We start from the raw sequence: 21,185 nt of genomic DNA, 5'->3' as shown, positions 1-21,185 counted from the left end.
GGCGACCGCCGTACGCCGACCACCGTAAGCCGACTGCCGCGAGCCGACCGTCGCCGTCGGAGGATTTTTTGTGCCGAGACAGCAACTTGAGAATATGCATATCCGTGCTGGAGAACGGGTGCGACAGTTCGTCCAGCAGCGGGTCGGCACCTCGTTACACTGTGTCGGCGCGTACGACATGGAGTCGTTTTCGGTTCTCTACCGGAGCGACGAGGTAGAGCGGGCGTTCTCGGACGACGGGGTGGACGAGTACTCCGAGTTGGTCCGGACCGTCCATCGGACGCTCTACGAGGCCGACCGGCTCAACTCGGCGGTCGGCGAACCGCGATGTAACCTCACCTACTACGGCGGAATGCACGTGCTACTCGTGCCGATAGACGAGGAGAACGGCGTGACGGTCGCGCTCTCGAAGGAGTCGGGGACTCAGTTCTCGGAGTTCGCCGACGAGTGCCTGCGCAGGGCGCGAGCGGAGGTCGAGTGAGCGCCGCCGGGGGCGGCCGCTCCGGGACCAGTCACTCGCCGGTCATCAGTGCCAGTCCCTCGTCCGCCGTCTCGGTCGTCGCGTAGCCGCGCTCGCCCATCACGTCGGTCTCTTCGACCAGTCCGGCGGCGCGGAACTCCGTCAGAATGCCCAGTAGGTCGCTCTCGCAGAGGTCGGTCGCGTCGAGCAGGTGGCGGACCGAGTGCGGCCCGCGCTCGCGGAGGTCCACCAGCAGGCCGAGCGCGCGCTCGTCGTGCGTCGCAGTCAGGACCGCGCGGGCCGGTTCCGGGACCGCGCGGGCGGCGGTCGCCAGCGGCGACTCCCCCGAGACAGCTTCGAGTTCGTCGCGCTCCCGGTAGCCCTCTTCGCCGGTCTCGGGGTTTCGGACTTTACAGGCGTCGCTCGACTCGGCGAGCAGTAGGAATCGCTCTCCCGACTCGTCCCGGACGGTTCGCATGGCCGCCGGTATGCCTGGCGCGCGGTTAGTCCTTCTGAAGTTCCCCGTCGGTGGTCTCGGCGTCGTCCGAACCGGCGGCATCCAAGTCGTCCAAACCGGCGGAACCAGAATCGGCAGAACTGCTAGCGTCCGAGTCGTCCGGTTCGGACGATTCGGACGCATCGGTGTCAGCTTCGTCGTCTCCCTCGGCGTCCGGTTCGTCGTCCGCTCCGTCGTCGGCGTCGCTCCGAGCCTTCCGGTAGCCGCGCCAGCCACGGAGGAACGCGACCGCGCCGACGGCGACCATCGCGCCGCCGAGTCGCAGGCGACCCTCGAAGGCGACGAGCATCAGGCCGAGGCTCACGCCGAACAGCGCGACGTTGAAGACGAAGACGAGCGACCAGAACCGCCGCTTGAGTTCGGCGTCGGCCTCGCTCTGGGACGTGTCCGGAACTCGTGGCGGGTCGGGACCGAGGTCGGCCGAGGGGTCGTCGGGGAGGAGGTCGGCCTCCGCCTGCGGCGGGTCCTCGGGCAACAGCTCGGCTACCGAGTCGTCGCTGTCGTCCGGCGTGGAATCGTCGGAAGCCACTGTTCGATAGTCGAAAGGGAACGAGGAAAAACGCTTCGTCCTCGTCGGTGCGGTCGGACCGGCCGTCAGTGACGACCGGTCCGGGCCGGGAATCGGGGCGGGACCGTCAGATTTGCTCTTTCAGCGTAAGCGGTCGTCCCGCCTTCAACCACGCCAACGGATTGTCCGCGTCATAGAATACGACGCCGTCCTCCGTCTCGTAGGCCTCGATGGGTGCTTCCGTCTCCGTGGTCTCGGGAAGCGCCGCTTCCGCACGGTCCAGCTCGTCGCCAGGGTTGGCGTGGTCGGACATTGGCGTCACCTAATCCCGTGGTAAGTGTTAACACGTTATATAGCTTTCCATTCGACACCCTCTCAGGGTCCCAGAAGGGAGGGTTTTTAGCCGAACCCGCCAAAGTCGATTCACATGAGCGATTCGGGGTCTACGACACTTACAGACTTCTCCGACGACGGCGGCGACGACCGCGACGTGGAGGCCGAGGCCCGCGCGGTCGCCGGTAGCGACCACCAGAGCGCCGATTCGGTCGTCGGCGACGACGACTGGCTTCCGGACGTAGACGGCGAAGTCGAACTCGCGGTGATGCAGGTCGATTACACCGTCGAAGGGTCGGGAGACGACGAAGCGCCAGTGGTCCACGTCCTCGGTCGGACCGTGGACAACACCCTCGAACACGTCCGCGTGGTCGGCTTCCGACCGTACTTCTACGCGCCGACCGCCTCGCTGGACGGCCCGCCAGAAGAGGAGTACGACAGTCTCACGGGAAGCGAGACCACCGACGAGAACGGCGACCCCTACGAGAGCATCCGGGGCGAGAAACTGACCAAAATATTCGGTCAGACGCCACGCGACGTGGGGAACGTCCGCGACGAGTTCGACCACTACGAGGCCGACATCCTCTTCCCGAACCGGTTTCTCATCGACAAGAACGTCAAGAGCGGGATTCGCATCCCCGAGCGCCGCGACGAGTCGGGCGACCTCTACTTCCACGACCAGTTAGATACCGTCGAACCGGTCGAAGTCGAAGCGGACCCGCGCGTCCACTACTTCGACATCGAGGTGGACGACCGCTCGGGCTTCCCCGAGGAAGGTGAAGAGCCGATTATCTGTCTGACGACCTTCGACTCCTACGACGACCAGTACATCGCGTGGCTCGCCGACGCCCCGAACGGCGACGCCGAGGCCCCCGACGACCTGCCGGGCTACGACCCCATCGAGGAGATAGACCTCGAAGTCCGGTCGTTCGAAGACGAACGCGCGATGCTCGCGGCGTACCTCGACTACTTGGACGAGACCGACCCCGACATTCTCACCGGATGGAACGCCGACGACTTCGACGCGCCCTATCTCATCGACCGGCTGGACAGACTCGACGGACCCGACGAGTACGACCTCGACTCCGACCGCCTCTCGCGCGTGAACGAGGTCTGGGACTCCGACTGGGGCGCACCGACGGTCAAAGGTCGGGTCGTCTTCGACTTGCTGTACGGCTACAAGCGCACCCAGTTCTCCGAACTCGAATCCTACCGCCTCGACGCGGTGGGCGAGGTCGAGTTGGGCGTCGGCAAGGAGCGCTACGCGGGCGACATCGGCGACCTCTGGGAGAACGACCCCGAGCGCCTGCTGGAGTACAACGTCAGGGACGTGGAGCTGTGCGTGGAACTCGATCGCAAGCAGGACATCGTCTCCTTCTGGGAGGAGGTCGCCTCGTTCGTCGGCTGTAAGCTCGAAGACGCCACGACGCCCGGCGACGCGGTGGACATGTACGTCCTCCACAAGGCCCACGGGGAGTTCGCGCTCCCGTCGAAGGGGAAACAGGAGAGCGAGGACTACGAGGGCGGCGCGGTGTTCGAGCCGATCACCGGCGTCAAGGAGAACGTGACGGTGCTGGACCTCAAATCGCTGTACCCGATGTCGATGACCACCATCAACGCCTCTCCGGAGACGAAGGTGGACCCCGACGAGTACGACGGCGAGACCTACCGCGCCCCTACAGGCACCCACTTCCGGAAGGAACCGGACGGCATTATCCGCGAAATCATCGACGAGACGCTCGCCGAGCGCGAGGAGAAGAAGGCCCTACGGAACGAACGCGACCCCGGAACGACGGAGTACGAGCGATTCGACCGCCAGCAGGCCGCGGTGAAGGTCATCATGAACTCGCTCTACGGCGTTCTCGGCTGGGAGCGGTTCCGCCTCTACGACAAGGCGATGGGGGCCGCGATTACGGCGACCGGTCGAGACGTCATCGAGTACACCGACGAGACGGCGACGGAGCTCGGGTACGAGGTGGCCTACGGGGACACGGACTCCGTCATGCTAGAACTCGGCGACGGCGTTTCCAAGGAGAGCGCCATCGAGCAGTCCTTCGAGATAGAGGAACACATCAACGCCGCCTACGACGACTTCGCGCACGAGGAACTCAACGCCGAGGAACACCGCTTCCAAATCGAGTTCGAGAAGCTCTACCGCCGATTTTTCCAAGCCGGGACCAAGAAGCGCTACGCGGGCCACATCGTCTGGAAGGAGGGCAAGAACGTAGACGACATCGACATCACGGGCTTCGAGTACAAGCGCTCGGACATCGCGCCCATCACGAAGGAGGTCCAGAAGCGGGTCATCGACATGATCGTCCACGGCGAGGAGTTAGACGACGTGAAAGACTACGTCCACGAGGTCATCGAGGACTACCAGTCGGGGAACGTGAATCTGGACGACGTCGGCATCCCCGGCGGCATCGGCAAGCGACTCGACGCCTACGACACCGACACCGCGCAGGTCCGGGGAGCGAAGTACGCCAACCTCATGCTCGGGACCAACTTCCAGCGCGGGAGCAAACCGAAGCGCCTCTACTTGGAGGGCGTCCATCCGGACTTCTGGCACCGGATGGAGAGCGAGGAAGGCTTCGACCCGAGCGGGTCCTCGAAGGAAGACCGCCTCTACAGGAAGTTCAAGAAGGACCCCGACGTGATCTGCTTCGAGTTCTCCGACCAAGTGCCCGAGGAGTTCGAGGTCGATTGGGACAAGATGCTCGACAAGACCCTCCAAGGCCCCATCGAGCGCATCCTCGAAGCGCTCGATATCTCGTGGGACGAGGTGAAATCCGGACAGGAGCAGACCGGACTCGGCAGTTTCGTCTGACCCGCGACTGCGGGACCACCGGTCGCGTCCCGTGACAGTTTTTCCCATTCCGAAAAGATATTTTCCGTCGGCGCGAAACCATTTACGTGGGAATGCGAAAGCATTATGGGTCGCACAACCCATTCTCCGAACGACTTAGGTGAGCCTAACAATGGCAACGCTAGAACTCAAAAATCTACACGCTGAGGTGGTCGAGGCCGACGAGAAGATTCTCAACGGCGTCGATCTCGAAGTCAAATCCGGCGAGATTCACGCGCTGATGGGACCGAACGGAAGCGGAAAGTCCACGACGGCGAAGGTCGTCGCCGGACACCCCGCCTACGAAGTAACCGAGGGCGAAATCGTCCTCACCCTCGAGGACGACGAGTTCGGCGAGGAGATTCCCGAGGAGAAGCGCTCGTGGGACCTGCTCGACCTCGAACCGAACGAGCGCGCGGCGCTCGGCGTCTTCCTCGGATTCCAGTACCCGGCCGAAATCGAGGGCGTCACGATGGTCAACTTCCTCCGACAGGCGCTCAACGCGAAACTCGACGAGCGCGAGGAACTCTTCGAGGACGACGAGGAAGAGGCCGAAGCCGAAGACGAAGAGGAAGACGCGGGCTACGACACGAGTCCGATGGAAGGCCCCGCCGACGAGGGCGAGGTCGACGTCGCCCAGTTCCAGCAGATCCTCTCCGAAAAGATGGAACTGCTCGACATGGACGAGACGTTCGCCCAGCGGTACCTCAACGCCGGCTTCTCCGGCGGCGAGAAGAAGCAAAACGAGGTGCTGCAGGCGGCCATCCTCGAACCGTCCATCGCGGTGCTGGACGAGATCGACTCCGGGCTGGACATCGACCGCCTGCAGGACGTGTCGAACGGTATCAACGCCCTGCGCGACGAGCAGGGAACCGGGATTCTCCAGATTACCCACTACCAGCGCATCCTCGACTACGTGGAACCCGACCACGTCCACGTCATGCTCGACGGCGAAATCGCCATGAGCGGCGGCGCGGAACTCGCCGAGAAGTTGGAAGACAAGGGGTACGACTGGGTCCGAGAAGAAGTCTACGAGGCGGCTTAAGGTGATAGCATGAGTTCGGAACAAGACCAACTGAAAGAGACAAACACGGAGGAGCGTTTCGCGTTCAAGAAAGAGGAGAGCGCGGCGGTCCGGTCGGACAAGGGACTGACCGAGGAGGTCGTCCGCCTCATCAGCGAGGACAAGGACGAACCCGACTGGATGCTCGACCGACGGCTCCGGGCGCTGGAACACTGGCAGAACATGCCGATGCCGACCGACTGGCCCGGCCAGCCAGACCTCACGGAACTCGACGTCGAAGAGATCGTTCCGTACATCCGCCCCGACGTGGACAAGCGCGAGGGCGCGGATAGCTGGGACGACCTGCCCGAAGATATTCAGGACACCTTCGAGAAGCTGGGTATCCCGGAAGCCGAGCGCAAGGCGCTGTCGGGCGTCGGCGCACAGTACGAGTCGGAGGTCGTCTACCAGAACATGCAGGAGCAGTGGGAGGAAAAGGGCGTCGTGTTCTGCAACATGGACGAAGCCGTCCAGGAACACGAGGACCTCGTGAAGGAACACTTCATGACCAGTTGCGTCCCGCCGAGCGACAACAAGTTCGCCGCCCTCCACGGCGCGGTCTGGAGTGGCGGGAGCTTCGTCTACGTCCCCGAGGACGTGACGGTCGAGATGCCCGTCCAAGCCTACTTCCGGATGAACTCGGAAGGGATGGGCCAGTTCGAGCACACTCTCATCATCGCCGAGGAAGGTTCGGAGGTTCACTACATCGAAGGGTGCAGCGCGCCCAAGTACGGCAGCCACAACCTCCACTCCGGCGGCGTCGAGGTCTTCGTCGGCGAAGACGCTCACGTCCAGTACTCGACCGTCCAGAACTGGTCGAAGAACACCTTCAACCTCAACACCAAGCGCGCTATCGTCGAGAAGGGCGGGCGCATGGAGTGGGTCTCCGGCAGCATGGGGTCCAAAGCCACCATGCTCTACCCTGCACCATCCTGAAGGGCCGCGGAGCCTCCGCGAACAACATCACCATCGCGTTCGCGGGCGAAGGCCAGAACATCGACACCGGCGCGAAGGTCTACCACAACGCGCCCCGCACCAAGTCCACCATCGAATCGAAGTCCATCTCGAAGGACGGCGGCCGCACCAACTACCGCGGCCTCGTCCACATCTCCGAGGGCGCGGAACACTCCTCGACCAGCGTGGAGTGCGACGCGCTGATGTTCGACAACGAGTCCACGTCGGACACGATGCCGTACATGGAGATCGACGAGTCGAAAGTGGACGTCGCTCACGAGGCGACCGTCGGCAAAATCGGCGACGAGGACGTCTTCTACCTCCAGTCGCGCGGACTGGACGACGACGACGCCAAGCAGATGATCGTCTCCGGCTTCATCGAGCCGATTACGGAGGAACTGCCCATCGAGTACGCGGTCGAACTCAATCGACTCATCGAACTCGAAATGGAGGGGAGTCTCGGATGACTGCGACGCAGGTACACGAGACCATCTCGGAGGAGACGGTCCGGGAAATCTCCGACGAACTCGGCGAACCCGACTGGCTGCTCGAAACGCGCCTCGACGCGCTCGACGCGCTCGGCGAACTGGAGATGCCCGACGTGATTCGAACGCCGGGCCGCGACTGGACCAACCTCGACGCGCTCGACTACGAGAGCTTCGTGGACCCGCTGAACGCCGCCGAGGAGAAGGACCAAGTCGGTCCCGACGAGGCCGAGGTCCTGCCGCTCGCTGCGGCCATCGACGAGCGCGAGGACCTCCTGAAAGAACACTTCGGGTCCGTCATCGACCCGCAGGAGAACTACCTGACCGCGCTCTCGACGGCGCTGTTCAGCACGGGCACGCTGGTCTACGTCCCGGAGAACGTCGACGCCGAGGACGTGACCATCCGGACGACCCAGCACTCCCAGTCGCTGTTCAACTACACGCTGGTCGTCACCGAGCAGTCCTCCTCCGTCACCATCCTCGAACGACAGGATACAGGTGAAGACATCGAGGGCGACCGCTACTACAGCGGCATCGTGGAGGTCGCCGCGGGCGAGAACAGCCACATCCAGTACGGCTCGCTCCAAGACTTGGACGAAGAGACGTACAACTACACGCTCAAGCGCGGCGAGGCCGCCGACTACGCCACGGTCAACTGGGTCGAGGGCAACATCGGCTCGCGGCTCACGAAGTCCTCGGTCGAGACGAACCTCGACGGCGAGGGTTCGGAGACCAAGACCGTCGGCGCGTTCTTCGGCCACGACGACCAGCACTTCGACATCGCGGCCCGCGTCTGGCACAACACCGCCCACACCACCGCGGACCTCGTGACCCGCGGCGTGCTCGACGACGACGCGCGCTCGGTCTACGAGGGCGTCCAAGACGTCGGCCGTGACGCGTGGGACACCAACTCCTACCAGCGCGAGAACACCCTGATGCTGAGCGACGAGAGCGAGGCCGACGCGTCGCCGAAGCTCATCATCAACAACCACGACACCGAGGCCAGCCACTCCGCCACTGTCGGCCAGATAGACGAGGAGGACATGTTCTACATGACCTCCCGCAGTCTGGACGACGAGTCGGCCCGCAACATGCTGGTCGAGGGCTTCTTCGTCCCCGTCTTCGAGGAGGTCGAAGTCGAGGAACTGCGCGAGGACCTCGAACTGCGCGTGCAGGAACGACTCCGCGAGTAGTCGTCCAGCGGTCGTCTTCGGTTCTCTTCTCTCCGGTTCTCCTCTCTCTGATTCGCTTCTATTCTCTCCTGTTCTCTCGTCTGCTCCGCTCGTCTCTTCGCCTCGTGCCCGGTCCGCCAGTACCGCACGCGTCGGACCAAACCTGTTAAGTCTCCCAACTCCCCACTGTCTACTCATGACAGCGGTATCGACGGACGACCACGGGTGGTCGGGATGACGGTCAACGACCGCGTCTCGACCGACAACCAACTCGCGCGCCTGCTCCAGATCGGCATCGTGTTGGAGGAGGTCGTCGAGGTCCGCGCGGCCCGCCACTACGAGACGCTCTCGGCGGACGAGCGCGACGCGGACGTGGAGGAACTGCTCGACGAGGCCCGCGAGGAGTCCGCGGACCACCGTCGCCGACTGGAGGCCCTCATCGACCAGTTGGACGCCGAGGCGGTGCCCCTCGAAGAGATACAACGACTGGTCGAGGCCCGCTACGCCCAGACCGGACCCGAGGGCTTCGACGGGATTCTCTACGACCAACTCCACGGCGAGGAGACCGCCTACAAGTTCTACGACGACCTCATCGAGGCCATCGAGGCCAGCGACACCGACTACGCGCTCGACCGCGAGGAACTGCTGGCGACCCTGAAAGCGATTCGCGAGGAAGAGGCCGACGGCGTCGAGGAAGTGACGAAATTCATGGAGAGACGAGCATGAACACCGCAGACCAGTATCTGAAGGCGATCTATCTCGTGCAGCGGATGGAGAACGGTCCCGCATCGACCGGCGCGCTCGCCGACCGTCTCGACGTGAGTCCCGCGAGCGTCAACGAGATGATCGGCAAGCTTCAGGACCGCGGACTGGCCGACCACGAGAAGTACAAGGGCGTCTCGCTGACCGACGAGGGCATCGAGCAGGCCCGCGAGGCGCTCCAGACCTACTGCATCATCGAGCGGTTCCTCCACAACGTCCTCGAAGTCGAGGAGTTTCCGAGCGAGGCGAAGGCCCTCGAGAGCGTCATCGACGAGACCGTCGCGGAGCGACTCGACACAATCATCGACCGCGAACCGCAATGCCCGGACTGCTTCGACGCCGAGGCCGACATGTGCGCCGAGTTGGTCGGCGAGGGCGAAGCCGACTGAGTTTGCGGGGGCTTGCCGGGGCTTTTCGATTGCGATACGTTCAAGTAATTCGTCGCTTTAGGAACGGATGCAGTCCCGTGGTGTAGTGGCCAATCATATGGGCCTTTGGACGTAGCGGGTCACGAGCCGTTACGGAAGCCAGCCTATGACGGCGGTTCGAATCCGCCCGGGACTACTCCACCGTTCGTTCGTGTTCTCCGTCCGGTCGGTAGCCGAGACGACTCGCGGACGTTCGGCCAACGTGACCCGAGCTAGAAGCCTATCGAGACACCGCCACCGCCGACAGCGATGTCCCTAACGCCGCAATAACTTATTTCGTGTCCCACGTTGACTAGTGTCACTCCATGCACCCCGTGAAACTCGGTCTCGGCCTCGTCTTGGTCGCGTGGGGCTTCGCGGATTACCTGTTCCCGCTGACCGTCCTCCGCGTCCAGTCGGACCTCCTGAACGTCCCGCCGGAACCGAGCGAGGAGTTCGCCGACCACAAGCGCCGGGTCGGTCTCGTCTGTCTGCTCGCCGGGGTAATCACGCTCGCCGCGACGGTCGGATGACCGTGCCTACTCGGCTACAAAGAGTCGTTACCGCTCGCACCTCGCTTCGGCGGCAACGTGGAAGACTCCGTGACGGTCGTCAGACGACGTATAACAAAACCGCTCCGACCCGTCGGTGCCGACGATGGCCCCCGTTCACACCGACCGACAGTCCCGCGGTCCCGACGCCCGAGACCGATGCAACTGACGTGGCTGGTACTCGCTTCGGTACTCCTCGTCGGCGTTAGCTACGTCGCCGTCCGGCGCGCTCGGCGACCGCGAGTCGTCGATTGGACGTTCCTCGGCGCGTCGCTGTTCGCGCTCGCCACCCGCGACCTGTTCCGGACACGCGAACAGGCCCGGCCCGCGCACGCCCGCCGCGAGTCGGCGGCCGAGAGCGCGACCCGGCGGCCGAGTCGCGACGACGACGACCCGCAGCGGACGCCGCTGTTCGCGCGACTCCGGCGACGGGTCGCCGGATGGCTGAACTGACCCCGCCCGAGCGCTGGCGCGGGCGACGAGCGGTGTCCAGACGGTGTCCCGACGTTCCGCCAGCCAATCGGTTAAGCCGCTGGACCGCCTTGGGCCGGGTGTGACCGAGCAACGCTATCTTCCCGACGCCGACGACGTGACCGAGTTCGAGGCGACCGTCAGCGAGGTGGGCGACGACTACCTCGTCCTCGACGGGACGTACTTCTACCCCGAGGGCGGCGGCCAACCCGCCGACCGCGGCGACCTCTCGTGGGACGGCGGGTCGGCGAGGGTGACGTCGGTCCGGAAGAACCACGGCGACGTACGCCACTACGTCGAGGCGTTCGAGGGCGAGCGCCCCGCAGTCGGCGAGACCGTCTCGGGGCGCATCGACGCCGAGCGCCGCGAGGCCCACCGACGGATGCACACCGCCCAGCACGTCGTCTCGCGCGTCGTCTTGGACGAGTACGGCGCGGAGACCGCGGGCAACCAGGTCCACGCCGACCGCTCGCGCATCGACTTCGAACCGGCGGACTTCTCGGAGGAAAACGTCGCGCGCATCGAGCGCCTGTCGAACGAGGCCATCGAGCGCGACCTCGAAGTCACGAAAGCCGAGCGCCCGCGCGAGGAGGTCGAAGAGCAGACCGAGGAAGGGCGCGCGCTCCTGAATCTCATCCCCGACCAAGTGGACCCGCTCCGCGTCGTGGAAATCGAGGAGTTCGACTACTGCCCCTGCGGCGGTACGCACGTCGATAGCCTCGGCGAGGTCGGCCGCGTCGAGATAACGAATCGGGAGTCGAAGGGCGAGGCGACCGAGCGCATCGAGTTCGTGCTGTCGGCGTAGCGCGCGGCCGACCACCGAGTCGCCGTGCGCGCGTCGGTGGGTAGGCGGGTGGGTGAGGGGGGAGGCCACCGACGTGCGTCGCGGACGCGCGCCGACCCCGAGGTGTCAGGAACCTGCCGACAGTCGGCGTTCAGGCCCCCGATTCGAGCGACGCGCGTTCCGGACGAACGCGGAGAAACCGCCGAACCGTTCTCAGTATCGTCGTCGTAAGTCTAAAGAGTCAATCATTCGTTTATACGAGTAAGAATGAGCACGAACGTCTGCAAATCGAGGTGGTTCTGTGGGAGTCGAAATTAAGGAGTCACCCGTCACCGACGCCGAGTTCGAGGAGATGGAGGACTTCGTCTACGAGTATCTCGCCGCCAGCGTCGAGAACGAGGACGGCGGCGGTCGGATGCGGTGGTACCCGTGGCACTCCGCGGAGTACCGGTTCAACCACATCCTCAACGTGGTGGACCTCGCGGGCACCATCGCCGAGAAGGAGGGCGCGAACGTGGACGTGGCCCGCGTCGCGGCGCTGTTCCACGACATCGCCAAACTCGACGCCGACCAAGAGGTCCACGCCGAGGAGGGCGCGCGCATCGCCCGGAAGTACCTCGAAACCCACGGCGACTTCCCGGAATCGTTCATCGAGGAGGTCTGCAAAGCGGTCGAGAACCACTCCTATCAGGGCGACCTGACCGACCTGCCGAAGGAGACCCAGTGTCTCATCGAGGCCGACCTGCTCGACAAGGTGGGCGCGAACGGCACCGCGCTGATGCTCCTCCGGATGGGCTACGAGGCCCGCACGCACATGGACGCCGCCGAGATGGTCGATAGAGTGATGGAACGCGGCAAGGACGCCGCCGGTCGCGTCCAGACCGACACCGCGGAGGGCATCGCCCACAAGCGCCTGAAGCGCGTCAAGTGGTTCCGCGAGTGGCTGGAGGGCGAGGTTCCCGAGATGGACCACGAGGAGTCCTCGGACCGCCGGACGCAACGACGGCCATAGCGAGCGGACGGCCGCGGAGTCGGCTGTTTTTCGGGTCGGGGAGCGAGTGCTGACGTGTTCGGTGACTTCGCAGGCAAACTGGACATTGATCGAAGCGAGCGACTCCCGTCACCAATCGGACCGCGACCGCACGACACTGCATCCGCGAACCGCACTGTTACCGACGCCGAGGAGTCTCCCGCACAGCACTGCAACAGCACCGCGACCGCGCCCCGTCCCTCCCCGCCTGCGTCTGCGCTCGCACAGAACTGCGCGAGCGCGGACGCGGCGCGTCCCGTAGCCGGTGAAACGGAGCGCACCCCGTAGTCAATGAAGATGCGCGAAACTCGAACCCTCGGCGCTCTCCCTTACGCCAGAAAGCCGGTCGCCTTCGAGAGGAACGAGAGGCCGGCCAGCGCCAGCACGACGGCGCTCAGATAGGCGACGACGGGCGCGAAGGCGTCCACGCGCCGCCCGACCGTGACCAGCGCGGCCGGGAACCCCGAAATCCAGAGCGCGATACCGGCGAAGAAGCCGACGACGATGACCGGACTGCCCGTCGAGACGGTCAGGCCGCCGAGCCAGTCCAGCGCGAACGTGCCGGGGTCGAGCAGGCCGACGCCCGCGGTCAGCCACCAGAGAATCTGGTAGGGGTTGGTCAGCGCCAGCACGAACGCCTTCCGGAACCCCTTGCTGTCCTCGCCTTCGGGCGGTCCGTCGGTCGCGGTCTCGATCCCCTCGCCGCTCGCGGTCGAATCGTCCGCTCCGTTCCCCGCGTCGCCGCCGAACGCTTCGTTGGCGTCGGTCGCCGTGCCGTAGGCGAAGTACAGCATCAGGAGTCCGCCGAAGCCGAAGAGGGCCCGCTGGACGACCGGCACGTCGCGGACCACGGTGACGACGCCAAGCAGCGCCAGCACGAAGAAGCAGGCGTCGGCCGACATCGCGCCGAGGCCAGCGCGGAAGCCCGACCCCCACCCGCGGAGGACGCTCTCCTCGGCGATGATGGCGTTCATCGGCCCCGGCGGGGCCGCCAGCGAGAGGCCCAGGGCGACGCCCGCGAGCGCCGAGACGACGACGTCGAACATCCATCGGGAGTGATAGCCCGGACGAGAAAAATCTGTCTCTCCCGAGCGAAGCGGCGGTCGAGCGCAGCGATTCGGAGAGCCGAACTACCCGAGGACGCCGAACCCGAAACTGGCGTACGGCCAGAAGTAGTGGAGACCGACGCCGACGAAGACGGCCGGAATCGTCGTGTAGATGGTGGCGATGATGGCGGCCTTCGCGTCGATGGCCATCAGCGGGAACAGCGCGTCGCCGTCCTGACTGACCGCGTTGGCCGCGAGCGCGGAGAACGGAATGGCCCCTTCGATGGCGTACAGTTGTGCGAACACGATTTGGGGCGCACAGCCGGGGACGAGTCCGAGCGCGGCCGCCGCGATCGGTGCGAGAACGCCCGCGGTGTCCGAGAGCGCGCGGATGTCCAGCCCGAAGACGGCCATGCCGTACGAGAAGACGAGGTAGCCCGCGATGACCCAGACGGTGACCATGGCGGTCTCCATGGCGGCGTGCTGGAACGTCTCGTACGCGCTGGCGAACGACTCGCGGACGCGGCCGGTGTCGCCCTCGCCGATGTAGTGGCGACCGACGAAGTAGAGGTAGAACGACAGCGTGGTGCCGAGGAGACCGGCGACCGTGAACAGGCCGTCGTACGTGAGCGCGACCTGCCACGCGGGTTCCGCTGCACCCTTCGCCAGATACGCGACGCCGGCGACGAGCGCGCCCGCCGCGACGACCCACCAGAGGACGTGGACCGCGTGGGTGACCCGCGCTAACAGCCGGGATTCGTCGGGGAGAAACAGCGGCGCGCCGCCGTGGGCGTGGCCGGGTTCGCAGTCGTGGTCGTGACCGTGCCCGTTGTCGCAGTCGTGGCCGTGACCACCCGGCCCGTCGTAGTCGGGGATGCTCGGGCCGCCGTCCGCGACGCTCGCGGTGGCGAACCCGCCGTCGGTCATCGGGCGGCCGAAGCGTTCCACGGCGTCGTCTACCCGTCCGACGCCCATGCCCCACGCATCGACCATGTACCCGAAGGTGACGCCGGAGACGAACGCGAGCGCGTAGGCGTAGAGCGCGGCCTCGGGAGCGAGCGCGAGGATGACGAACGCGGAGTCGCCCGCGGTCGCCGCGAGCGTGGCGACGACGGTGCCGAAGCTGATGGAGCCGCGGATGTACAGCGGCATCGCGACGATAGCGCCGCCGCACCCCGGCGTGAGTCCGAGCAGTCCGCCCGCGAGGGGTTGGAGTCGCTCGTGGTCTTCGAGCAGTTCGACGAGGCGGCCGTCGTAGCGGTACTGGAGGAGACTGAACAGGAGGACCGTGACGGCGACGAACCCGCTGACCTGCACGAACCCCTCGCGCCACGACCCGACGAGGATGTCGAACGCTTCGTTCGCGCCCATCACGCCGACCACCGACGTCGTGAGCGTCTACGGCCGGCCGAATTCCGGAGGGCAAATCCATTTTTTAGACGCATCAAAAGTACGTACGGCAGAAGACGTACTTATCTTTTTGGGGTTAGCTAAAGAAGTAGGGCGGCCAGCGTGACGTCTCGAGAAGCTATACGCCGCCGACTCCGGACTCGGGCGTCGGACCCTCGGCGTCGATGCGATGCACGCGGATGGACGCCGCGACCGACTCCGGGAGGCTCTGCTCGCGCGCGCTCTCGTCGGAGCGGTCCTCGGACGCGTCCGGACAGTCCTCGGGCGCGTCGGCGATGCGAACCGTCACCATCCCGAACGGGGCCACGTCCACGACTTCGAGTTCCGTGCCGGGCGCGATGCCGGCGTCCGCGAGGTAGCGCAGTTCCTCCTCGTCGCGGTCACTGACGCGCGCGACGACGAGCCTGTCGCCGGGCGCGTACTCCGAGAGCGCCGCGGTGTCGTCCTCCTCGGGCGGCGTGAGGTCGGCGCTCGGGATGGGGTCGCCGTGGGGGTCCACCTGAGGGTCGCCGAGTACCTCGGCGACGCGCTCCTCGAACTCCTCGCTGATGTGGTGTTCGAGGGTGTCGGCCTCCTCGTGGACCTCGCTCCACGAGTAGTCCAGGTGTTCGGTCAGATAGGATTCGAGCAGGCGGTGGTGGCGCAAAACTTCGAGCGCGACGGTCTCCCCCTCCGCGGAGAGTTCGACCCCCTTGTACTTCTCGCGCTCGACCAGCCCTCTGTCTTCGAGTTTCTCGACCATGCTGGTCACGGTCGGGGGCGTCACGTCCAGATATTCGGCGATGGCGGACGTGGCGACGGGACCCTCCTCGTCCTGCTGGAGGGCGTAGATCGCTTTGAGGTAGTCTTCCATTACGTCGCTCAGCATCACGTAGGTCCGATTAGACCCGTCTAAAACTTATATTTGTCTCAGGTCGGTTCCCCCGTCCCGCGCGAATTTCGACGCCGAGTACGGTCCCCGTGACGGTCGATAGGTGCCGACAACCGGGGTCGGACCGAGCGTACACTGAGGCTAGTCGGAAGTAGTCCGCGACAAACGCCGGTTCCACGGGTCGTTTAGACGGTTTATAACTAACCCGTCGGCTCACGTCGTTGCGGACATGTCGCAAGCAGCAACGAGTATCGGATGCCCGAACTGCGAGGACCGGTCCGTCGAACTGGTCACGGACGGCGGCGAGTCGGACCCGCAGTTCAGGGACGCCGACCGACTCACGGGGACGACGGTGGACTGTAGCAGTTGCGGCGACGAGTTCGAAGTATACTTCTACTGATTTTCGGCCCCGTCTCTCGGCGTCTCCGTCGCCGGTTTCCGAACTCTCGACTTCCGAACTCGCGAACGCCTAGCGACCGACTCCGGCGACGCGACCGACTCCGGGATATGGCCGGTTCCGGCGACAGGACGGACTCCAGCGACTCGTCCAGTCTGGCTGGCGACGACGCCGGGATTCGCGGAAGGCGGTCGCACCGACCCGGAGTAGCCCGGCCGTATCGGTGCGTAGTCCGCGTGTATCGACGCGTAGCCCGGCGGTATCTCGGCTTAGACGGCCTGTACTCCCGCGTAGACGCCGAATAGTAATGTCGGGGTCCGGCGTAGCGGGAGACACGATGTCCGAGTCCGAGACGAGCGAGCGGATCACCGCTCACTTCCACGAGGGGAGCCTCGAACTGCGGTCGAAAGAGTCACCGGACGCGTGGATAATCGCCGAAGACCCGGTGAGCGTCGAGCAGTAGCCGCGAGGGCGGACGGCGACGAGCGCCACTTGCCGCGCGTGACCGCCGTAACCCCGCTTTCCTCGCCGAGGCGAACATCTAATCGCTCTTATCTAAAGCAACGGCCACGGCGTTTATTGAAGTCTCGTCCCTGCAAGTAGTGTGAACTCAGAAGACCGTACGCATCGCCGTGACGTACTCCGAACCGCGGGCGGGGTCGCGGCGACGGGCCTCGTCGGCGGGGTCGCGTCCGCGCAGGACGGCGAGACGACGACTGGGGGAGACGGGACGACGACCGAAGGTGAGGAGACTACGACCGCCACCGGGCAGGCCACCGACCGGCCGCTGGTCGTCACCTGTCGGCTGGCGAACTCCGTCGCGCTGTTGAACCAAGAGACCAAGGAGGTGTTCGCCGAGATACCGGTCGGGAAGAAACCGCTGTACTGCGCGGTCTCGACCGACGGCGAGTTGGCCTACGCGCCCAACACCGCGTCGGCGGACGTTTCGGTGGTGAACGTCGAACGGCAGGAGGAGGTGAAGCGAATCCCGCTCGACGCCGCGCCCCGAGGTGTCAATGTCCACCCGGAGACGAACGACGCGTTCGTGGAAGTGGCGGGCGCGAATCAGGTCGCGGTCATCGACAACGAGAGCTTGGAGGTTCGCGAGACCATCGACGTGGGGAACGGCCCGCACAACATCGTCTTCGACGTGGCGAACGGCTTCGCCTACGTCACCAATCAGGCAGGGAACAGCCTCGGTTTCATCGACCTCGACCGACTGGAGATGGTCGATAGGGTCCCGGTCTCGAAGGCCCCGCACAACCTCCACGTGGACCACGAGCGCGGCGTCGTCTACACCGCCAACGCGCTGTCGAACGACATGGGCATCATCGACGTGAGCGAGCGCCAACTCCTCGGCAAGCGGCCGCTGACCGACCAGAACGCCGACATCCACGCGACACAGGACGGCGAGAAGATATTCGTCGCGGGGATTCAGTCCGACGCGGTGACGGTCTACCGCGCGCCCGACGACCCCACCGAGGGGAACTACCGCGCCGAGGACATCATCACGGTCGAAGACCAAGACGAGATACAGCCGCCACTTCCCGAGCGAGACTTCGTCCCGCCGGGACTCGGTCCCCACGGCTGTTTCGTCTCGCCGTACCGCGAGGAGGCCTACGTCACCATCACCGGCCGCGACCAGTTGGTCGTGATAGACACCGAGACCCACCAGATAACCGACCGCGTCTCGACGCCGAAGTACCCGTTCTTCTCGGACGTGCAGTACGACTCGGGCAACTGAGCGGTCCGCCGCCGCTCAGACGCCCTTGCTCATCAGGTGACTTCGTAACACGTCGTCGTCCTTGTTGCCCGCGCCGGTGTTGAGCAGGACGACGGTGTCGTCGTCGTCGAACTCGCCGCGGCGCGCGAGTTCCCACGCCCCGCTGGCGGCCGCCGCGCAGGTCGCGCCCATCTCCAGGCCTTCCTTCTGGGCGACCGCGACCGCGCTGTCGAGGATATCCTCGTCGCTGGTCGCCACCGCACCGCCGTCGCTCTCGCGGAGCGCGTCCAGAATCATGGGACTCGCGCCGGGGTCGGGAATCTCGATACCGCCGCAGATGGTGTCGGGGGTCTCCCAGACCTCGTGAACCTCCTTGCCCTCGTCGAAGGCTTCGACGACGGGCGCGCATCCCGACGACTGGGCCGCGTACATCGAGGGAATCTCGTCGGTGAGGCCGAGGTCTCGCAGTTCCTTGGCTCCCTTGTGCATCCCGACGAGACCGACGCCGCCGCCGGTCGGGTAGACCACGGCGTCGGGCACCTCCCAGTCGTTCTGCTCGACCACTTCGTAGAGCATCGTCTTCTTGCCCTCGTGGCGGTAGGGCGTCACGAACGTCTTGACCGAGTACCAGTCGTCGTGTTGGTCCATCGCGTCGGCGTAGGCCTCGCCCGCGTCGCCGATGCGCCCCTCGACGACCGTCAGGTCGCCGCCGTGGACGTTGACCATCGCTTTGTTGGTGAACCCGGCCCGCGAGGGCAGGAAGACGTGCGACTGGAGGTCGGCGCGAGCGGCGTAGGCCGCGGCCGACTGCCCGGCGTTGCCCGCGGAGTTGAGCGCCACGTCGGTCGCGCCGTGCTGGGCGGCCGCCGTAATCGCGGCGGTCTGGCCGCGGTCCTTGAACGTCCCGGTCGGATTCCGGCCCTCGTCTTTGAACAGGACGCGCCCGACGCCCATCTCGTCGGCGAGGTCCGGACACTCCACGAGTTGGGTCGCGCCCTCGTCCATCGAGACGGCGGCGCTCCGCGGGAACGGCAGGAGTTCCTCGTAGCGCCACATCGAGTCGAAGCGCCGGGATTCGAGGTCCTCCCGCGACAGGTCGATTTCGTCGTAGTCGTAGTCGGGGTCGAGAATCCCGCCGCAGTCGGGACAGCGGTGGGTCGCCTGCTCGGCGTCGAACGTCTCCTCGCAATCGACACACGTCAGGCCGACGAACGCGTCGGTAGTCTCCATGGCCGGGGGTTCGGAGTCGAGCGACTAATCCCTGCCCCTTCGCGGCGGCGGTCGGGTCCCTCGCGGTCCCGCCGCCACGAAGTGACAAACCGTAGGAAGAAACTTACCGCTCGTCCGGCATGGACGAATATGGTTCGAGACGAGCGGTTGGACGAACCCGACGCCGAGGCGGTCGCTCGGGCCGCGCGGGAGGCCCGCGGGCGCGCCGTCGCCGACGTGACGCCGATTTCGAAGGGCATCAACGCTATCTACCGGATTCGCTTCGCCGGCGGCGAGGTCGCGGTCCTCAAGGCCGCGACGTTCAACACCACCGCCGAACTCCGGCCGGAGCCGTACCTCCTGCGGGCGCTCGCCGACGCGACGACGCTGCCGGTGCCGGAGGTGCTGGCGACAGCCGAGGACGGCGGTCCGCTCGGCGTCTTCCACTTCCTGCTCGAACACCGCGAGGGCCGCCAGATTCGGGACCTCGACGGACTCTCGTGGGCCGACCGAGAGCGGTTGGTCCGCGCGGTCGGTCGCCACCTCGCGCGACTCCACGAGTTCCGACTCGCAGAGGCGGAGGGTCCGGTCGCGGCTTCCCTCGACGCCGACGACTGCGGCCCGCTCCGGATGACCGACCCCGAGGCGGGAGCGACGCCCGCGTTCACCGCCGACGGCGGCGACTCGTGGGGCGAAGTGTTCGCGTCGCTGGCCGACCACCCGGCCTCGCTGGTCGAGCAGGTGCAGTGCGGCGACGACCCCGGCCGGTTCGCCGACCTCGTGCCCGACATCGTCGCGGCGTTCGACGGCGTGGCCGACGCGATTACGGAGCCGGAGACCCCGGCGGTCCTTCACCGGGATTTCCACCTCGACAACTTCGTCCTCGGGTCGGACGAAGAGGGCGGCCTCGACGTCCGGACTGTGCTCGACTTCGGCGACCCCTACGTCGGCGACTACCGGTTGGACCTCGCGTTCGCCGAGGACGCGACGATTCGCGTCCAGTTGCCTACCGAAGACCGGGCGGCGGACCTCCGTCACCTGCTCCGGCGGAGCTACGCCCGCGAGCGCGGCATCGACCCGGACGAAATCGTGAACGGGAACTACCCGTACTACCTGCTGGTCCAGCGGTCGCGGTGGATGTCGGTCGCGCTGGACTGGAAGTCGTGCGACGACCCGGCGGCCGTCGAGCGCGCGTATCGGTCGTTCGTCCGGGAGCGACTCGCCGAAATCGAGTAGCGCGACGGGGACGCCGGGTGTCGAACCTCGCTATCGGGTGCGCATACTTACCGCTGGGGACCGAACCGACCTGCATGAGTCGCTCGCACGTCCTCGTCCCGCTGGACGGGTCGCCGCTCGCCGACGACGCGCTGGTCCACGCGCTCGACACCTTCGACTGCCGAGTCACCGTCCTGAACGTCGTGACGCCGCTCGACGCGTCGATGAGCGAGAGCGGCGTCCTCGAACCCGGCGAGGAGCGCCGCGAGAGCGCGCGAGAACGGGCCGACGACCTCGTCGACCGCGCCGAGAAACGGGCCGCCGCGGCCGACCGAAGCGTCGAGACGGCGGTCGAGACCGGCGACCCCGCCGAGACCATCCTCGACTTCGTCGGGGACCGCGACGTGGACCACGTCGTCATGGGCGGCCACGGCGGGGAGCGCCACGAACTCGCCCGCCGACTCCTCGGGACGGTGGCGACGACGGTCGTCACGGAAGCGCCCGTGACGGTGACGGTCGTCCGGTGAGGCGTCGTCGGGACCGGGAAGCCTCGGAACCTCACAGTGGCGGAAGCGTCAGTGACGAAGTGACAACGAAGAAAGACCAACAGCACGGCGTTTACCCTCGACGGCCGCGCGACGGTCCGCGTCGAAGACGACGCCTGAGTTCGACTCGCCGACGCCGCGGCGTCGGCGAGCGCGCCGCTGGTAGAAGATATTTAACAGCTCTCCGCCTGCACGAAACCGTATGACTCGAAACGCGGCCGTCGATGAAGCCGCCGTCTCCGGTCTGGCCGGTGCCGTCCTCCTCGCCGGCGGAAGTTTCGTCGCGTCGAGTATCTACGACGCCTTGGGACCGTGGCTCGGTATCGTCCCGGCGCTGCTGGTCTGGGGCGTCGGCGTCTACTACGCGATGAAGCAGTTCGCCAACGGCATCTACACCGTCGTCGCCGACGCGAGCGGACCGTAGCGA

Annotated in this window: 23 protein-coding genes, 1 tRNA gene and 1 pseudogene; 18 read left to right on the top strand and 7 right to left on the bottom strand. The window is 66.0% G+C overall.

Annotation, left to right across the window (positions count from 1 at the left end; translation table 11 throughout):
- Positions 1-94 precede the first annotated feature (94 nt).
- On the top strand, positions 95-481 hold the full coding sequence (locus tag M0R88_RS12805; RefSeq protein WP_248653893.1) for a DUF7522 family protein: 387 nt from the start codon (positions 95-97) through the stop codon (positions 479-481).
- A gap of 31 nt (positions 482-512) precedes the next feature.
- Here the strand turns inward: M0R88_RS12805 and M0R88_RS12800 are convergent, their stop codons facing one another.
- From M0R88_RS12800 to M0R88_RS12790, 3 genes are all read right to left on the bottom strand, one after another.
- Positions 513-938, bottom strand: a complete 426-nt coding sequence (locus M0R88_RS12800) for a DUF7346 family protein (protein WP_248653892.1) — start codon at positions 936-938, stop codon at positions 513-515.
- A gap of 25 nt (positions 939-963) precedes the next feature.
- Positions 964-1,506 carry a DUF7322 domain-containing protein gene (locus M0R88_RS12795; RefSeq protein ID WP_248653891.1) on the bottom strand — a complete coding sequence of 181 codons (543 nt, stop codon included), beginning with the start codon at positions 1,504-1,506 and terminating at the stop codon, positions 964-966.
- Positions 1,507-1,612: 106 nt separating this feature from the next.
- Entirely contained in the window at positions 1,613-1,798 is a 186-nt protein-coding gene (locus M0R88_RS12790) for a DUF7331 family protein (RefSeq protein WP_135851602.1), read from the bottom strand.
- Positions 1,799-1,912: 114 nt separating this feature from the next.
- Between M0R88_RS12790 and M0R88_RS12785 the strand changes: the two genes are divergently transcribed.
- From M0R88_RS12785 to M0R88_RS12735, 11 genes and pseudogenes are all read left to right on the top strand, one after another.
- On the top strand, positions 1,913-4,645 hold the full coding sequence (locus tag M0R88_RS12785) for a DNA-directed DNA polymerase (protein ID WP_248653890.1): 2,733 nt from the start codon (positions 1,913-1,915) through the stop codon (positions 4,643-4,645).
- Between the two features lie 151 nt (positions 4,646-4,796).
- Positions 4,797-5,708 carry an ABC transporter ATP-binding protein gene (locus M0R88_RS12780; RefSeq protein WP_248653889.1) on the top strand — a complete coding sequence of 304 codons (912 nt, stop codon included), beginning with the start codon at positions 4,797-4,799 and terminating at the stop codon, positions 5,706-5,708.
- A gap of 9 nt (positions 5,709-5,717) precedes the next feature.
- A pseudogene (gene sufB, locus M0R88_RS12775) lies at positions 5,718-7,147 on the top strand (Fe-S cluster assembly protein SufB).
- Complete coding sequence (gene sufD, locus M0R88_RS12770) at positions 7,144-8,358, top strand: Fe-S cluster assembly protein SufD (protein ID WP_248653888.1); 1,215 nt, start codon at positions 7,144-7,146, stop codon at positions 8,356-8,358. Before sufB ends, sufD begins: the two are co-directional and overlap by 4 nt.
- A gap of 213 nt (positions 8,359-8,571) precedes the next feature.
- Positions 8,572-9,063 (top strand): ferritin-like domain-containing protein, encoded by a 492-nt coding sequence (locus M0R88_RS12765; protein WP_248653887.1) that lies wholly within the window; start codon positions 8,572-8,574, stop codon positions 9,061-9,063.
- A complete protein-coding gene (locus tag M0R88_RS12760) occupies positions 9,060-9,488 on the top strand; it encodes a metal-dependent transcriptional regulator (RefSeq protein WP_248653886.1) in 429 nt (142 codons plus the stop codon). The genes M0R88_RS12765 and M0R88_RS12760 overlap by 4 nt, the downstream gene beginning before the upstream one ends.
- 71 nt (positions 9,489-9,559) lie before the next feature.
- Positions 9,560-9,663: transfer RNA gene (locus M0R88_RS12755), tRNA-Gln, on the top strand.
- A gap of 169 nt (positions 9,664-9,832) precedes the next feature.
- Positions 9,833-10,039, top strand: a complete 207-nt coding sequence (locus M0R88_RS12750) for a DUF2065 domain-containing protein (RefSeq protein ID WP_248653885.1) — start codon at positions 9,833-9,835, stop codon at positions 10,037-10,039.
- Between the two features lie 177 nt (positions 10,040-10,216).
- A complete protein-coding gene (locus tag M0R88_RS12745; protein WP_248653884.1) occupies positions 10,217-10,510 on the top strand; it encodes a hypothetical protein in 294 nt (97 codons plus the stop codon).
- A 100-nt stretch (positions 10,511-10,610) separates the two neighbouring features.
- Positions 10,611-11,333 (top strand): alanyl-tRNA editing protein, encoded by a 723-nt coding sequence (locus tag M0R88_RS12740; protein WP_248653883.1) that lies wholly within the window; start codon positions 10,611-10,613, stop codon positions 11,331-11,333.
- Positions 11,334-11,613: 280 nt separating this feature from the next.
- The gene (locus M0R88_RS12735) at positions 11,614-12,324 is read left to right on the top strand and encodes an HD domain-containing protein (protein WP_248653882.1); all 711 of its coding nucleotides are present in this window, start codon (positions 11,614-11,616) and stop codon (positions 12,322-12,324) included.
- Positions 12,325-12,671: 347 nt separating this feature from the next.
- Here the strand turns inward: M0R88_RS12735 and M0R88_RS12730 are convergent, their stop codons facing one another.
- The 3 genes from M0R88_RS12730 to M0R88_RS12720 all read right to left on the bottom strand — a co-directional run bounded on the left by M0R88_RS12730 (position 12,672) and on the right by M0R88_RS12720 (position 15,666).
- Positions 12,672-13,388, bottom strand: coding sequence for a LysE family translocator (locus tag M0R88_RS12730; protein WP_248653881.1), 717 nt, complete (start codon positions 13,386-13,388; stop codon positions 12,672-12,674).
- 84 nt (positions 13,389-13,472) lie between these two features.
- A complete protein-coding gene (locus M0R88_RS12725; protein ID WP_248653880.1) occupies positions 13,473-14,759 on the bottom strand; it encodes a putative manganese transporter in 1,287 nt (428 codons plus the stop codon).
- Positions 14,760-14,916: 157 nt separating this feature from the next.
- Positions 14,917-15,666: a metal-dependent transcriptional regulator gene (locus M0R88_RS12720; RefSeq protein ID WP_248653879.1), complete on the bottom strand. Its 750-nt coding sequence runs from the start codon at positions 15,664-15,666 to the stop codon at positions 14,917-14,919.
- Between the two features lie 232 nt (positions 15,667-15,898).
- Here M0R88_RS12720 and M0R88_RS12715 point away from each other — a divergent pair, with 232 nt between their 5' ends.
- The 3 genes from M0R88_RS12715 (at position 15,899) to M0R88_RS12710 (ending at position 17,810) form a co-directional block, all read left to right on the top strand.
- Positions 15,899-16,069, top strand: a complete 171-nt coding sequence (locus tag M0R88_RS12715; protein ID WP_162224145.1) for a hypothetical protein — start codon at positions 15,899-15,901, stop codon at positions 16,067-16,069.
- Between the two features lie 334 nt (positions 16,070-16,403).
- On the top strand, positions 16,404-16,529 hold the full coding sequence (locus M0R88_RS18665; protein ID WP_256468562.1) for a hypothetical protein: 126 nt from the start codon (positions 16,404-16,406) through the stop codon (positions 16,527-16,529).
- Between the two features lie 141 nt (positions 16,530-16,670).
- Positions 16,671-17,810 (top strand): YncE family protein, encoded by a 1,140-nt coding sequence (locus M0R88_RS12710; protein ID WP_248653878.1) that lies wholly within the window; start codon positions 16,671-16,673, stop codon positions 17,808-17,810.
- A 15-nt stretch (positions 17,811-17,825) separates the two neighbouring features.
- Here M0R88_RS12710 and M0R88_RS12705 read toward each other — a convergent pair whose 3' ends face one another.
- Entirely contained in the window at positions 17,826-19,019 is a 1,194-nt protein-coding gene (locus M0R88_RS12705) for a threonine synthase (protein ID WP_248653877.1), read from the bottom strand.
- A 129-nt stretch (positions 19,020-19,148) separates the two neighbouring features.
- Between M0R88_RS12705 and M0R88_RS12700 the strand changes: the two genes are divergently transcribed.
- From M0R88_RS12700 to M0R88_RS12690, 3 genes are all read left to right on the top strand, one after another.
- Positions 19,149-20,234 (top strand): phosphotransferase family protein, encoded by a 1,086-nt coding sequence (locus M0R88_RS12700; protein WP_248653876.1) that lies wholly within the window; start codon positions 19,149-19,151, stop codon positions 20,232-20,234.
- Between the two features lie 74 nt (positions 20,235-20,308).
- The gene (locus M0R88_RS12695; RefSeq protein ID WP_248653875.1) at positions 20,309-20,740 is read left to right on the top strand and encodes a universal stress protein; all 432 of its coding nucleotides are present in this window, start codon (positions 20,309-20,311) and stop codon (positions 20,738-20,740) included.
- 220 nt (positions 20,741-20,960) lie between these two features.
- Complete coding sequence (locus tag M0R88_RS12690; protein WP_248653874.1) at positions 20,961-21,182, top strand: hypothetical protein; 222 nt, start codon at positions 20,961-20,963, stop codon at positions 21,180-21,182.
- Positions 21,183-21,185: the final 3 nt, after the last annotated feature.

Source organism: Halorussus gelatinilyticus (assembly GCF_023238445.1).
GTDB classification, from domain to species: domain Archaea; phylum Halobacteriota; class Halobacteria; order Halobacteriales; family Haladaptataceae; genus Halorussus; species Halorussus gelatinilyticus.
This window is presented reverse-complemented; position numbering and strand designations above follow the sequence as displayed.

Bases quoted from the DNA above. Each gene is read 5' to 3' on its own strand.
- M0R88_RS12805 (WP_248653893.1), top strand. From the start codon at position 95: ATGCATATCCGTGCTGGAGAACGGGTGCGACAGTTCGTCCAGCAGCGG.
- M0R88_RS12800 (WP_248653892.1), bottom strand. From the start codon at position 938: ATGCGAACCGTCCGGGACGAGTCGGGAGAGCGATTCCTACTGCTCGCC.
- M0R88_RS12790 (WP_135851602.1), bottom strand. From the start codon at position 1,798: ATGTCCGACCACGCCAACCCTGGCGACGAGCTGGACCGTGCGGAAGCG.
- M0R88_RS12785 (WP_248653890.1), top strand. From the start codon at position 1,913: ATGAGCGATTCGGGGTCTACGACACTTACAGACTTCTCCGACGACGGC.
- M0R88_RS12780 (WP_248653889.1), top strand. From the start codon at position 4,797: ATGGCAACGCTAGAACTCAAAAATCTACACGCTGAGGTGGTCGAGGCC.
- sufD (WP_248653888.1), top strand. From the start codon at position 7,144: ATGACTGCGACGCAGGTACACGAGACCATCTCGGAGGAGACGGTCCGG.
- M0R88_RS12765 (WP_248653887.1), top strand. From the start codon at position 8,572: ATGACGGTCAACGACCGCGTCTCGACCGACAACCAACTCGCGCGCCTG.
- M0R88_RS12760 (WP_248653886.1), top strand. From the start codon at position 9,060: ATGAACACCGCAGACCAGTATCTGAAGGCGATCTATCTCGTGCAGCGG.
- M0R88_RS12750 (WP_248653885.1), top strand. From the start codon at position 9,833: ATGCACCCCGTGAAACTCGGTCTCGGCCTCGTCTTGGTCGCGTGGGGC.
- M0R88_RS12745 (WP_248653884.1), top strand. From the start codon at position 10,217: ATGCAACTGACGTGGCTGGTACTCGCTTCGGTACTCCTCGTCGGCGTT.
- M0R88_RS12730 (WP_248653881.1), bottom strand. From the start codon at position 13,388: ATGTTCGACGTCGTCGTCTCGGCGCTCGCGGGCGTCGCCCTGGGCCTC.
- M0R88_RS12725 (WP_248653880.1), bottom strand. From the start codon at position 14,759: ATGGGCGCGAACGAAGCGTTCGACATCCTCGTCGGGTCGTGGCGCGAG.
- M0R88_RS12720 (WP_248653879.1), bottom strand. From the start codon at position 15,666: ATGCTGAGCGACGTAATGGAAGACTACCTCAAAGCGATCTACGCCCTC.
- M0R88_RS12715 (WP_162224145.1), top strand. From the start codon at position 15,899: ATGTCGCAAGCAGCAACGAGTATCGGATGCCCGAACTGCGAGGACCGG.
- M0R88_RS18665 (WP_256468562.1), top strand. From the start codon at position 16,404: ATGTCCGAGTCCGAGACGAGCGAGCGGATCACCGCTCACTTCCACGAG.
- M0R88_RS12705 (WP_248653877.1), bottom strand. From the start codon at position 19,019: ATGGAGACTACCGACGCGTTCGTCGGCCTGACGTGTGTCGATTGCGAG.
- M0R88_RS12700 (WP_248653876.1), top strand. From the start codon at position 19,149: ATGGTTCGAGACGAGCGGTTGGACGAACCCGACGCCGAGGCGGTCGCT.
- M0R88_RS12695 (WP_248653875.1), top strand. From the start codon at position 20,309: ATGAGTCGCTCGCACGTCCTCGTCCCGCTGGACGGGTCGCCGCTCGCC.
- M0R88_RS12690 (WP_248653874.1), top strand. From the start codon at position 20,961: ATGACTCGAAACGCGGCCGTCGATGAAGCCGCCGTCTCCGGTCTGGCC.